Raw genomic sequence first — 12,011 nt, 5'->3', positions numbered from 1 at the left:
CCTTGCCCTCGTCGCCCCATTGCGCGCCGACAACCACCACATTGGCCATGAGCCGGTCCTTCCCTTGCCCGAAAATCACCGCCGCAGGGTCTAGCGCATGGCCGTGCCGGGGAAAAGCGGCGATTTCCTTTGGCGCGGGGGCGGCACCGTGGAATAATACGCGCAACCATCAGGGAGACCCGCGCCATGTGTCACGCCTGTATCGTCGAATCGGTCAAGTCGAACATGCTGTCCCGCCGCTCGCTGTTTTCGGGCGCGACCGCGGGGGCAGCGGCCCTTGCCATGGGTGCCGCGGCGGCCCGACCGGCCCTGGCCCAGTCATCGGGCAAGGTCGTCGATCTGACCCATCCCTGGGACGGCGATTTTCCGACCTTCGACGGCAAGCCCGGAATTCTCTACGAGCCCGACAAGATCCTTGATCGCGACGGCTATCAGTTGTGGAAGCTGACGATTTTCGAACATTCCGGCACCCATGTCGACGCGCCGCTGCATTTCTCGGCCGATGGCGCCTCGGTCGATCAGTTGCCGGCCGCCGGCCTTGTCTGTCCGCTCTGCGTGCTGGACCTGAGGGCGAAGGCGTCCGAGGATGCCAATGCCATGGTCCAGTCCGAGGATATCGAGGCATGGATATCCGCCAATGGCGAGATCCCGGCCGGCGCTGTGGTGGCCATGCATTCGGGCTGGGCCGCAAAACTGGCCGAGACCGCCTATCGCACCGACAGCGACGGAAATTTCGCCTTTCCCGGCTTTTCGAAGGCCGCCACGGACATGCTGGCGGGGATGGACGTGGCCGGGATCGGAGTCGATACGCTGTCGCTGGATCCCGGCAATTCGGCCGATTTCGCGGTTCACAATTCGTGGCTGCCGGGCGGCCGCTACGGGATCGAGAACCTTGCGGGGCTGGACCAGATGCCGGCCGCCGGCGCCACGATCTTCGTCGGCGCGCCCAGCCACAAGCGTGGCACCGGGGGACCTGCGCGCATCATCGCAGTGGTCTGAAGGGCCTCGCCCTCGGCGCGTGCCGCGCCTTACCCCCGGGTATTTGCGCAACGAAGAAAGCGCCGGATCAGTAATGCGGTGGTCGCTGGTCGGCCAGCGGGATCGATCCGCCCGCATCCAGTTCGCGTTCGGCCGCTGCCTGCATCAACAGAGTGACGCGGCGGCCGAGACGCGCGATTTCGCCATCCCGGGCCGCGATGACCTCGCTGAGATCCTCGATCATGCGGGCCTGGTGAGCCAGCGCCTCTTCCAGGGCATCCAGCCGGGCCGCCACATCCTTGTCCATGTCACTCCCTTCCGCTACAGCAGCCACGGATTTGGCCCCGAAAGGCAAAGACCATGGCGAAGGATCAGAAAAAACAGCCGCGCCCCAAGGCCGAGACGCCAAAGGGCTTTCGCGACTATTTTGGCGCGGATGTGACCGAGCGCAAGGCGATGCTGGACCGCATCGCCGAAATCTACCATCGCCACGGCTTCGATCCCCTGGAAACCAGCGCCGTCGAGACGGTCGAGGCCCTCGGCAAGTTCCTGCCCGATGTGGACCGACCCAATGCCGGCGTCTTTGCCTGGCAGGAAGAGACGGTGCCGGGCGGCGGTTCGGGTGACTGGCTGGCCCTGCGCTATGACCTGACGGCACCGCTGGCGCGCGTGGCCGCGCAGTTCCGCAATGATCTGCCGACCCCTTACCGGCGCTATGCGATGGGGCCGGTCTGGCGCAACGAAAAGCCGGGGCCGGGGCGGTTCCGGCAGTTCTATCAATGCGATGCGGATACGGTGGGCAGCGCCTCGGTCGGTGCCGATGCCGAGATCTGCGTGATGCTGGCCGATGCGCTGGAGGCGGTGGGCATCGCGCGCGGCGACTACATGGTGCGGATCAACAGCCGAAAGGTCCTGAACGGCGTGCTGGAGGCCGCCGAGGTCCGCGCCGAACAGGCCGAAAGCGTGCTGCGCCAGATCGACAAGTTCGACAAGGTCGGCCGCGAGGGCGTGCTGGCGCTGCTGACCGCCGGACGCAAGGATGACAGCGGCGCCTTTATCGAGGGTGTCGGATTGTCCGACGCCCAGGCCGCGCCGGTGCTGGCCTTTCTGACCTCCGGTGGCGACAACAATCAGGCCACGCTGGACAATCTGCGCGCCGCCGTGGGTGGCTCGGCCATCGGTGCCGAAGGGGTCGAGGAACTGGCGCAGATCGCCGCGATGCTGGAGGCGATGGGTGTAGGCGGCGACCGCGCCGTCATCGACCCTGCGGTGGTGCGCGGCCTTGGCTATTATACCGGTCCGGTCTTCGAGGCCGAACTGACCTTCGAGATCCTCGACGAAAAGGGTCGCAAGCGGCGATTCGGATCGGTCGCGGGCGGCGGCCGCTATGACGGGCTGGTCGAGCGGTTCACCGGGCAGAAGATGCCCGCGACCGGGGTCAGCATCGGCGTGGACCGGCTGCTGGCGGCATTGAGGGCCAGGGGATTGTCGGGCGCCGCAGCGGATGGTCCGGTCGTGGTGACGGTGATGGATCGCGACCGGATGGCCGATTATCAGGCGATGGCATCGGAACTGCGCGCCGCCGGTATCCGGGCCGAGGTCTATCTGGGCAATCCGAAGAATTTCGGCAACCAGTTGAAATACGCCGACAGGCGCGGCGCTCCCGTGGCCGTGATCCAGGGCGCTGACGAGGCCGCGCGCGGCGTGGTTCAGGTCAAGGATCTGAACCTCGGCGCGAGGATCGCGGCCGAGGCCAGCCACGAGGAATGGAAATCCCAGCCGGCACAGACCGAGGTTCCGCGCCACGGGCTGGTTGCCGAAATCCGGCGGATCCTCGGATGATCCCCAAGCGTGACAGGCAGGCCGTGGGCCAGCGCCTGCTGGCCGCGTTCCGAGAGGCGGGTGCGGCCGAGATCGCGCCCGACATCCTGCTGCCCGCCGAAACGCTTCTGGATCTTTACGGCGAGGATATTCGCGCCCGCGCCTATGTCACCACCGACCCGATCCGGGGCGAAATGATGCTGCGGCCGGATTTTACCGTCCCGGTCGTGCAGGCACATATGGAAAACGGGGCCGAGCCTGCGCGCTACTGCTATCTGGGCGAGGTATTCCGCAAGCAGGACATGGGCGAGCATCATCCGAAAGCGCCCCGCGACGCCGAGTATCTGCAGGCCGGGTTCGAGATGTTCAGCCGCGATCCAACCGCCGATGCCGAGGTCTTCGCGTTGTTCCATCGGCAGCTCGCGCCCTATGGGCTGACGGCAGAGACCGGCGATATGGGGCTGCTGATGGACGCCGTGCGTGGCCTGCCCCTGCCGCAGCCACGGCGCGAGGCGCTGCTGCACCACATCTGGCGGCCGGGACGGTTCCAGCGCCTGCTGACGCGGTTCTCGGCCCCGGTTCCCGACAGGGATTTTCCCGATCCGCCGGCGGTATGGTCCGGCCTGCGAAGCCGGGCCGAAATGCAGGCGCGCATCGACCGGTTGCGCCAAGACATGCGGGTGGACCCCCTGCCGCGATCATGGATCGAGCGGCTGGAACAGTTGTTCGCCCTGCGTGCATCGGCGCCCGACGCCATCACCGCCCTGCGCGCGCTTGCCGTGGACATGCCGGCGATCTCGGCCTCGGTCGCGCGCATCGAGGCCCGTTTCGCCGCCATCGCGGCGCGAGGGATTGCGCCGGCGGGGATCATTTTCGATCCCAGCCACGGCCGCGCCAATCTGGAATATTACGACGGGTTCACCTTCAGCTTCCTGTCGGACCGTCCGGGCTGGCCCGCCGTCGCCTCGGGCGGGCGCTATGATGCGCTGACCAGAATCCTGGGCCGCGGCCGCGAAATTCCGGCCGTGGGCGGCATCATCCGCCCCGGCCTCATCGCCGAAATGGAGGCGTCATGATCCGGCTGGGCGTGCCGTCGAAGGGGCGGCTGATGGAACAGGCATTCTCGTGGTTCGCCGCCCGCGGGGTCGGCCTGGCGCGGACCGGATCCGAGCGTGACTATACCGGCCGGGTCGAAGGCGCCGAGGGCGTGTCGCTGGTGCTGCTGTCGGCCGGCGAAATCCCGCGCGAACTGGCGGCGGGCCGGATCGATCTGGGTGTCACCGGCACCGATCTGGTGCGCGAGAAGCTTGCGGGGTGGCGCGATCTGGTGATCGAGATCGCGCCGATGGGCTTTGGTCATGCCGACCTGATCCTCGCCGTGCCGGAATGCTGGCGTGATTGCGAGACGCTGGACGATCTGACCGCGATCGCCCGCGATTTCCGCGCGACGCATGGTTTCAGGCTGCGCGTCGCGACCAAGTATCATCGGCTGGTCCGGGCATGGCTGGCCGCGCATGAGGTGGCCGACTACCAGCTTGTCGACAGTCAGGGCGCGACCGAGGGCACAATTGCCAACCAGACCGCCGAGGCCATCGCCGACATCACCTCGTCCGGGGCGACGTTGCGGGCCAACAACCTGAAGATCCTGTCCGAGGAACCGATCCTGCGCTCTCAGGCAACGCTGTTCGCGGCGCGCGCGGCGATGGGTCCGGAACTGGCAGGGTTTCTGGCGCAGCTTGGTACGGACCTGCAGAACGACAGCCTGCCCCCCAATCCGTGACGCGGGGCTTCAAGGCCGACATGGCTGAGTGATGAACCGCTCTTTCCCGGCCATCCCGCGCATCGCCACCCCGCTTCAGCGCCGCCAGAATTCGGGCGAGAACAGCGCCAGAATGGCCAGAATTTCCAGTCGGCCGACGACCATGGCGCAGGCCAGCACGATCTTGGTCATCGCGGGCAGGCCCGACCAGCCCTCCCACGGGGCCGAGGCGATGCCGGCGCTGGCCTCGAAGGCGGGCGTCAGCGGGATCGCGCCGGCCAGTGGCCCGGTATTGGTCAGCGCCGCGATCGACAGGATCGTCGCGGTCTCGAACTCGATCTGCTGGATCGAGACAAGCGCGACCGTCACCGCGATGGAACTGGCAAAGAGCATGAAGAAGATGAACGCCAGATAGGCGCCTTCGCGCCGTAGCCGACGCGCGATCCGCCCGCCGCCCGAAACCGATGAGGGATGGATGATGCGTTCCAGTTCCCGTTCGCCGTGGCGGGCCAGTGAATAGACGCGCAACAGCTTGACCCCGCCCGCCGTCGTCGCGACGCCACCCCCCATCAGCGCCAGCCCGGCAAGGATCAGGCCCGGCGAGGACAGGCCCGACCAGGCCCGCGATCCCTGCCAGTCGACCGAATTCCAGCCGGTCGTGGTCAGGTAGCTGAGCGCGTTGAACATGCCGCCCCAGAAGGCGGCCAGCCCGTTGCGCAGATCAATCAGGCTGGGCAGCGCCGGGTCGTTGCCCACACCGGCCTCGATCGCGCCGATGAAATGGCGCAGAAACAGGGCCGCCGCGACCAGCGCGATCAGGCCCACCGCCATCTTCAGCTCGGGATCCTCGATCAGCCGGCGGGTGGCGCGCAATTCGCCGCCCCCCGGCCAGAAGCGCCGCGACAGGGCGGGGATCAGGAACAGGAACACCGCCATCTCGCCGGCGATGCCCGAACGTTCGCCGGAGGGACCGATGACCGGGGTGATCCCGCTGGTCGACAGCGTGCCCATCGCGCGCGTCAGCGCCAGGATCGAGCTGTCGCCCAGCAGCAGCAGGATCATCCAAAGGGCCAGTGTCAGGCCGGCATAGACAGGAAAGACCTGCATCGCGGCGCGGACCAGCCGGTAGGCAGGATCGGCCAGTTCCGTGTGGAAGATCGGCGAGGACAGATGCGGTTGCCGCACGCGCGGATCCGACGATCGGGGCAGCTGTTCGAAATCCTCGCTGCGGCCATAGGGCGTGGACATGATCTCGAACCCGCCGACCCGCAGCGGTGCCAGAATGGCGATGGCGGCGACCAGCATGAAGAAGCCGCCCATCCAGCCGACCATCGCCCGCCACAGATGCAGCGGCATCGGCAGAAGATCGGCGGAATAAAGCGAGGCGCCGGTCGTGGTCAGCGCCGACACCATCTCCCACCAGGCATTGAACAGACCGGTATCGGGCAGGCTTTCGGCCAGGGGGATGGCCAGGATCAGCGGCATCAGTCCCATCACCGCCAGCATCGACAGCAGCGTGTCGCGCGAACGCGGCCTGCGGCGGTTGGCCGATGTGGCCAGCGCGATCATCCCGGTCACGATCAGGACCAGAAGCGCCGCGTAGAGAAAGTTGCGCGCGATCGCGTCCTGATTGATGACCGAGGCATAGATGGCCGGAACCAGCATCGCCAGCCCCGACAGGACGGATAGCAGGATCAGCAGCGGCAGGCGCAGGATCAGGTTCATTCGCCTCGCGCCTCAGAAGAAGTCGATCGAGACCTGCAACAGGCGCTCGACCTCGGGCACGTCATGGGTCAGGGCGAAGATCAGCACGATGTCGCCTTCTTCGATGCGGGTGTCCGGGGACGGCTTCAGGATCCGGTCGCCCTTCTGCACCGCGCCGATCAGCGCGCCCTCGGGAAAGTCGATATCGCGGATGGCGCGGCCGGACATCGGGCTTGTGGACAAAACCTGCGCCTCCATCACCTCGGCCTCGGCATCGCCGATGGAATAGATGTCGCGCACCCGGCCGTGGCGAATATGGCGCAAGATGGTCGAGACGGTGGTCGCGCGGGGATTGATATAGGCGTCGATGTCCAGCGCGCCCATCAGGGACACCAGCGTCGGGTCGTTGATCAGCGATATCACCATCTTCGCGCCGGCCTGCTTGGCCCGGACGGCCGCCAGGATGTTGGTCTTGTCGTCATCGGTCACCGCCAGAACCGCGTCGGCCACGGGCACCGACGCCTCTTCCAGCAATTCCGCCGACAGCCCGTCGCCGTTCAGCACGATGGTCCGTTCCAGCCGGTCGGCAGCGTATTCGGCCCGTGCGCGGTCATGTTCGATCAGCTTGGCGCGGATCCGGCCCGGCCGCGCCTCAAGCGTCCGGGCCACGGCAAGCCCGACATTGCCCGCGCCGATGATGGCGACCCTTTCCTGCTTCTGTGGCGGCTTTCCGAAGATTTCCAGCGTCCGCGCGACATCCTCGAAATGGCTGAAGATATAGACCTGATCGCCCGCGAAAAGCTGGTCGCCCGGATCCGGCGTGAACAGCCGCCCGCCCCGGCGGACCCCGGTGACGATGGCGCGCAGGCTGGAAAAGATCTCGTTCAACTGGCGCAAAGGCGTGTTCAGCGCCGGACAATCCTCTTCCAGGACAATGCCCAGAAGCTGGATCTTGCCGCTCATGAAGGTCTCGACATCGAAGGTCGAGGGCGCCGACAACCGTTGCAGCGCGGCCTTGGCGACCTCGCGTTCGGGGCTGATGACGACATCAATGGGCAGATGATCGGTGCGGTAGAGATCGGAATAGATCGCATCCAGATAGGCACCCGAACGCAGCCGGGCGATCTTGCGCGGAACCTGAAAGACCGAATGGGCGACCTGGCAGGTGACCATGTTCACCTCGTCCGAATGGGTCGCGGCGATGATCAGGTCGGCGTCGCGCGCGCCGGCGCGATCCAGCACGTCGGGATGGCTGGCAAATCCGGTGACGCCCTGGACATCCAGCGCATCGGTCGCGCGCCGGATCAGTTCGCCGTTATTGTCGATCACGGTGACATCGTTGCGTTCGCCGGAAAGATGCCGCGCGATCTGCCAGCCGACCTGCCCTGCCCCGCAGATGATGATCTTCATGCCCGTTCCTCAAGCCGTCGCAAAAGCGCCGCACACCTGCCTAAGCCCGCCGCAGGCGCGGTGCAACCTTCCCTTCGCCGCCGGGCGTGGCGTGGGCTTGCAGGGTCTGCAAAATGCAACCAAAAGTTGCCAAAATGTCGAGTCTTTCTTGTCTTGGCCTCTCTGCTGCATTAACCATGACTTGTCTGAGAACCTGCAACGTGGGCCGCGTTGCAAAGATGCTGACCTCGGGACGATCCGGCGGCGAATTCAGCCGCTTCAGCGCAGGCACCCGGCCGCTGACAGCCGACCCCTTGCCGGGGGCAGGCGACGAAGCGGATCGTGTTGCCGAACGCCGAAACGGCGTTCCGGACCGAGCCGCCCGACATCGATAAGGAGATGGAGAATGCCAACCTTGTCCGACCACGGTTTCGTCTGCTCCCTGGGACGGACATCGCGCCGCATCATGTTTGCTTCCCCAGAACGCCATTTCCCGTCGGGCTGACTTGGGCGCGGTCGATGGCGATGTTTGGCAGCGTGCCATCGACCGCGTTTCCTGTCGTCGTTCTTTCCCTTCTCGCAGAACAGCCCGCAAAGGCCCGTCAGGCCCGCGCCGTTTCTCGCGCTTGACCGCGGCACCTATTTGCCCGTCATGACCTCGTCCTCGGCGCGCATTCCGCCGACCACGCCCAGCGATTTCAGCTTGCGGTGCAGGGCGCTGCGCTCCATTCCCACGAATTGCGCGGTGCGGCTGATATTGCCGCCAAAGCGGTTGATCTGGGCCAGAAGATATTCCCGTTCAAACATCTCGCGCGCCTCGCGCAGCGGCATGGCGGTGATCTGCGGACCAAGGCTCAGCGCGTCGCTGTTGTCGGGCGTAGCCCCCTGCGGCTCCAGTTCCGAGGGCTGGATCGGACCGCTGCCCTCGGCAAGGATCAGAACCCGTTCGATGACGTTGCGCAACTGGCGGATATTGCCCGGCCATCGCATCGATTGCAGCGCCGCGACCGTATCCTCGGGCAGATCGCGCGGGGTCAGGCCCTGCGTCTTGTGGCATTGTTCGATGAAGGCACGGGCCAGCAGCGCGATGTCGTCGCGTCGTTCGGCCAGCGACGGCACCGCGACCGGCACCACGTTCAGCCTGTCGTAAAGCTCTTGCCGAAAGCGGCCGGCCTCGATCTCGACAGGCAGATCGCGGTTGGTCGAGGAAATCACCCGCAGGTCGACCCGCACCTTGTCGGACCCGCCCGACCGTGCGAATTGCTGTTCCGTCAGCACCCGCAAGATCTTGGACTGGGTGCCCAGCGGCATGTCGCCGACCTCGTCGAAATAGATCACCCCGCCATGGGCCTGTTCCAGAAGGCCCGGCTCGATCCCGCGGTCGGGCGTTTCGCGGCCGAACAGAACCTCTTCCATCCGGTCTGGTTCGATCGTGGCGCAAGGAACGGTGATGAAGGCCGCATTGGCGCGCGGACTGTGGGCATGGATATAGCGGGCCGAGATTTCCTTGCCCGTTCCCGGCTCGCCCGACAGCATCACCCGTCCGTTCGATCTGGCGACCTTGTCCAGATTGTCGCGCAGACGTTTGAAGGACGCGGATTGGCCCAGCATCTCGGCGGTCCGGTCGCCGCCCCGGCGCAGGCTGCTGTTCTCGCGCCGGAGGCGGCTGGTTTCCATGGCCCGGTTGATGACCACCATCAACTGGTCGATGTTGAACGGCTTCTCGATGAAATCATAGGCGCCCTGCCGGATCGCGGCCACCGCGATCTCGATATTGCCGTGTCCCGAGATGATGATGACCGGCACGTCCGGGTTGTTGCGCCGGACCTGTTTCAGGATGTCGATCCCGTCCATCCGGCTGTCCTTGAGCCAGATATCGAGGATCATCAGCGCGGGTTCGGCGGCGTTCAGCGCGCCGACGGCCTCGTCTGAATTTGCCGCGAGACGTGTCTCGAAGCCCTCGTCCCTCAGGATGTCCGCGATCAGTTCGCGAATGTCGCGTTCGTCGTCGACGATCAGAATGTCGCTCATATCGTTCCCGCCTCGTCAGTTTCTCTGGTTTCCTTGTCGCGGCCCTTGCGCCCCGTGCCGCGAACCGGGTGCCGTTCGCGCGGCAGCCGGATTTCGGCAACCGCGCCCGGATGATCGGGCGCATCCGTCAGCGACAGGCTGCCGCCATGTTCCTCGACGATCTTCTTCACGATGGGCAGGCCAAGCCCGGTTCCCTGCGCCTTCAGCGTCACATAGGGTTCGAACAGGCGCGACCGATCGGCGGGCAGGCCGGGGCCGTTATCGGCGATCGCGATCGCAACCATGTCGGCATCGGCGCGCAAGGTGACCGCGATATGCGCGGTCCAGCCCCGGGGCGCGGTCGTTGCGCGTTCCTCGACCGCCTCGCCGGCATTCTTCAGAAGATTCGTCAGCGCCTGACGCAACATTCCGGGATCGCAATCCACGACCACCGGCTGATCGGGGATGCTGACCTCCAGTGCGCCGCCAAGCGCGTCCTGCTGCAGCAGCACGACCTCGCGCAGAAGCGCCGCCAGATCCGTCTCCGCCCGGTCTGGTTCGGGCATCCGCGCGAAGCGGCTGAATTCGTCCACGATCCGGCGCAGATCGCTGGTCTGGCGGATGATCACCTCGACATACTGATCCAGCGCGGCCTTGTCCTCGGGGGCCGCGAGCGGTGTGAACTTGCGCCGCAGGCGTTCGGCCGAAAGCTGGATCGGGGTCAGCGGGTTCTTGATCTCGTGGGCCACGCGCCGGGCCACGTCACCCCAGGCGGCCATGCGCTGCGCGCTGACCAGTTCAGTCACGTCATCGAAGGCCACGACATAGCCTTCCAGATTGCCGTCGGCTCCGCGCCGCACCGCCATGCGGACCAGCAGGCTTTCGATGCGCCCCTCGCGCGCCAGCCGGACCTCGTCCTGCACGGCCTCGGCCACCGATGCCGACAACCGGTCGAACAGCGGCGCGAATTCCGGCACCGCCTCGGACAAGAGCGCGTCGATGTCGCCGCCGGGATCCAGCCCCAGCAACCGCGTGGCCGAGCGGTTGACGAAATCGATCTCGCCCGCCGCGTCCAGTCCGATCACCCCGGAAGTGACCGAGGTCAGCACATTGTCGAAAAGCCGACGCTGATCGTCGCTGGCCCGATAGCTGTCCACCAGTTCCTGCCGCTGCGCCTTCAATTGCCGGGTCATGCGGTTGAAGCTTTCGCCCAGGGTCTGGATCTCGTCGCCGGTATCGGGCTCGGGCACCTGGACGTCCAGATCGCCGCGCCCGACCCGTTCGCTGGCCAGGGCCAGCGCGCCGATGGGCCGCGACAGGCGGCTGGCGAACCACAGCCCCATCCAGATCGCGGCCGCGACCAGCAGCAGCGCGAAGCCCAGATAGACCAGCGAGAATTCGAACAGAACCTGCCCGCGCGTCTGTTCCAGTTGGCGGTAATCGCCCACCGTCGCGCGGGTATCGTCAAGCAATCCCAGAAGGTTGCCGTCCACGTCCCGCGTGACATAGAGATAGCGGTCAACCAGCGGCGGCAGCGCCACCAGCGCGCGGAATTCGTTGTTCTTCCAGTCCTCCAGCAGCACCAGCCCGTCGCGCTGCGCGCGATCCAGATCCTCCGCGGTCGGCTGTTCGTACCAGAACAGATAGCTGCGTTCGCCGCGCGCGCGGATCTCGCCCGCGCCGTTGATGATATAGGCCTCGCGCAGCCCGCGCTGGATCAGGGCCTGGCCCTGGACCAGCAATTGCCGCATCTCGGCATCCTCGATCATCGGATTGACACGTCCGGCCTGCGTCAGCACCCCGGCCAGCGCGCGCGCGTCCTCGGTCAGATCGCGACGATGTTCTTCCTGATAGGCCTCGGCCGCGGCCTGCGAGGTCGTTACCACCTGCTGCACCCGCCCCGAGAACCAGCCCTCGAGACCGATATTGACCAGAAAACCCGCGAACAGCGCGACCAGCACCGTCGGCACCAGCGCCAGACCCGCGAAGATCGCCACCAGCCGCGCATGAAGACGGGATCCTGCCGCCGAAGCCCGCCTGGCCGCGATCAGCCGCGCCATGCGCAGCACGACAAGACCCAGAAGAACGATCAGATAGACAAGATCCAGCAGCAGGATCAGCCGCAGCATCCGGCTGGCCGCGCCCTGGCTGAATGGACCAAGCACGGTCATCGTTGCCACGGCCAGCACCGCGCCCAGCCCGAGAACGGACCAGGTCAGGAAACCACGCCATTGCCGCGGCAAGCGGATGCGCGCCAACCTGTCCCAGCTCAGCCCTGATGCGGACCCTGCCATAACCCCCACTCGCCGTCTCTCGCGGCTTTGCTGTTGCCGGGCCGTAACTGCGGCGC

General features: G+C 66.3%; 9 protein-coding genes. 4 read left to right on the top strand and 5 right to left on the bottom strand.

Annotation, left to right across the window (positions count from 1 at the left end; translation table 11 throughout):
- Positions 1-186 precede the first annotated feature (186 nt).
- The gene (locus B4A72_RS10920) at positions 187-999 is read left to right on the top strand and encodes a cyclase family protein (protein ID WP_292978575.1); all 813 of its coding nucleotides are present in this window, start codon (positions 187-189) and stop codon (positions 997-999) included.
- Positions 1,000-1,066: 67 nt separating this feature from the next.
- On the opposite strand, the gene B4A72_RS10915 is transcribed toward B4A72_RS10920, so the two are convergent.
- Entirely contained in the window at positions 1,067-1,285 is a 219-nt protein-coding gene (locus B4A72_RS10915) for a SlyX family protein (RefSeq protein ID WP_292955803.1), read from the bottom strand.
- A gap of 53 nt (positions 1,286-1,338) precedes the next feature.
- On the opposite strand from B4A72_RS10915, the gene hisS reads away from it, so the two are divergent.
- From hisS to hisG, 3 genes are read left to right on the top strand one after another with little or no spacing between them, the layout of a single operon-like run.
- Positions 1,339-2,820, top strand: coding sequence for a histidine--tRNA ligase (hisS, locus tag B4A72_RS10910; protein ID WP_292955806.1), 1,482 nt, complete (start codon positions 1,339-1,341; stop codon positions 2,818-2,820).
- A complete protein-coding gene (locus B4A72_RS10905; RefSeq protein ID WP_414692166.1) occupies positions 2,820-3,875 on the top strand; it encodes an ATP phosphoribosyltransferase regulatory subunit in 1,056 nt (351 codons plus the stop codon). The genes hisS and B4A72_RS10905 overlap by 1 nt, the downstream gene beginning before the upstream one ends.
- A complete protein-coding gene (hisG, locus tag B4A72_RS10900; protein ID WP_292955812.1) occupies positions 3,872-4,579 on the top strand; it encodes an ATP phosphoribosyltransferase in 708 nt (235 codons plus the stop codon). Before B4A72_RS10905 ends, hisG begins: the two co-directional genes overlap by 4 nt.
- Before the next feature lie 75 nt (positions 4,580-4,654).
- On the opposite strand, the gene B4A72_RS10895 is transcribed toward hisG, so the two are convergent.
- The 4 genes from B4A72_RS10895 to B4A72_RS10880 all read right to left on the bottom strand — a co-directional run bounded on the left by B4A72_RS10895 (position 4,655) and on the right by B4A72_RS10880 (position 11,955).
- Positions 4,655-6,283, bottom strand: coding sequence for a TrkH family potassium uptake protein (locus B4A72_RS10895; RefSeq protein WP_292955815.1), 1,629 nt, complete (start codon positions 6,281-6,283; stop codon positions 4,655-4,657).
- A 12-nt stretch (positions 6,284-6,295) separates the two neighbouring features.
- Positions 6,296-7,672 (bottom strand): Trk system potassium transporter TrkA, encoded by a 1,377-nt coding sequence (gene trkA, locus B4A72_RS10890; RefSeq protein WP_292955818.1) that lies wholly within the window; start codon positions 7,670-7,672, stop codon positions 6,296-6,298.
- 618 nt (positions 7,673-8,290) lie between these two features.
- Positions 8,291-9,682 (bottom strand): sigma-54-dependent transcriptional regulator, encoded by a 1,392-nt coding sequence (locus tag B4A72_RS10885; protein ID WP_292955821.1) that lies wholly within the window; start codon positions 9,680-9,682, stop codon positions 8,291-8,293.
- Entirely contained in the window at positions 9,679-11,955 is a 2,277-nt protein-coding gene (locus B4A72_RS10880) for a sensor histidine kinase NtrY-like (protein WP_292955824.1), read from the bottom strand. Before B4A72_RS10880 ends, B4A72_RS10885 begins: the two co-directional genes overlap by 4 nt.
- Positions 11,956-12,011 lie beyond the last annotated feature (56 nt).

It is taken from the genome of Paracoccus sp. UBA5162 (assembly GCF_002413585.1).
GTDB lineage: Bacteria > Pseudomonadota > Alphaproteobacteria > Rhodobacterales > Rhodobacteraceae > Paracoccus.
Note: the sequence above shows the minus strand (reverse complement) of the source record. Positions and strands in the feature narration are given on the sequence as shown.

Excerpts from the sequence above, each read along its gene's own strand:
- B4A72_RS10880 (WP_292955824.1), bottom strand. The coding sequence starts at position 11,955 with ATGGCAGGGTCCGCATCAGGGCTGAGCTGGGACAGGTTGGCGCGCATC.
- hisG (WP_292955812.1), top strand. The coding sequence starts at position 3,872 with ATGATCCGGCTGGGCGTGCCGTCGAAGGGGCGGCTGATGGAACAGGCA.
- hisS (WP_292955806.1), top strand. The coding sequence starts at position 1,339 with ATGGCGAAGGATCAGAAAAAACAGCCGCGCCCCAAGGCCGAGACGCCA.
- B4A72_RS10885 (WP_292955821.1), bottom strand. The coding sequence starts at position 9,682 with ATGAGCGACATTCTGATCGTCGACGACGAACGCGACATTCGCGAACTG.
- B4A72_RS10920 (WP_292978575.1), top strand. The coding sequence starts at position 187 with ATGTGTCACGCCTGTATCGTCGAATCGGTCAAGTCGAACATGCTGTCC.
- B4A72_RS10915 (WP_292955803.1), bottom strand. The coding sequence starts at position 1,285 with ATGGACAAGGATGTGGCGGCCCGGCTGGATGCCCTGGAAGAGGCGCTG.
- trkA (WP_292955818.1), bottom strand. The coding sequence starts at position 7,672 with ATGAAGATCATCATCTGCGGGGCAGGGCAGGTCGGCTGGCAGATCGCG.
- B4A72_RS10895 (WP_292955815.1), bottom strand. The coding sequence starts at position 6,283 with ATGAACCTGATCCTGCGCCTGCCGCTGCTGATCCTGCTATCCGTCCTG.